The sequence below is a fragment of the Pseudomonas sp. LFS044 genome, assembly GCF_047978245.1.
Classification (GTDB): Bacteria; Pseudomonadota; Gammaproteobacteria; order Pseudomonadales; family Pseudomonadaceae; genus Aquipseudomonas.
In genome coordinates, this window is sequence record NZ_JBFPFX010000070.1 from 1 (window position 1) to 453 (window position 453).

A 453-nucleotide genomic window follows, 5' to 3' on the forward strand; every position below is an offset into this window, starting at 1 on the left:
CCCGTCCGGTTTGCGTTCCAGCGTGGTGGTCTGGTTCAGCGCATCGGTCACCGCCACCAGGTGCTGGCGCTCGTCATAGCGGTAGTAGGTGCTCTTGCCCGAACAGTCCTGAAAACGCTCGACCTGGGCCAGGGTGTTCCACCACAGGTACTTGGACTTGTACGTCGTGTCGATGATGGTGTGCGGCAGGCCATCTTCGCCGTTGAGGTACTCGGTCATCTGGCCCAGCGCATCGAACTCGGCCAGCAGGTTGCCCTTGTCGTCGTAGCGGGCCTGCCACGTGCTGCCATCCGGGTAGGTCACCTTGGTCACCAAGGTGGTCAGGTGGTGGTATTCGTAGGCGATGGTGCGGCCCAGCGGGTCGGTTTCTTCGAGCAGGCGGGCGAACTCGTCGTACTTGAAGTGCAACTGGTTGCCGTCCGGCAGGGTCAGGCCAACCATGTTGCCGAAATC

General features: G+C 62.0%; 1 pseudogene. It reads right to left on the reverse strand.

The annotated features are described in order from the left end of the window. A pseudogene (locus ACNQPL_RS26650) lies at positions 1–453 on the reverse strand (type IV secretion protein Rhs); the annotation flags it as partial.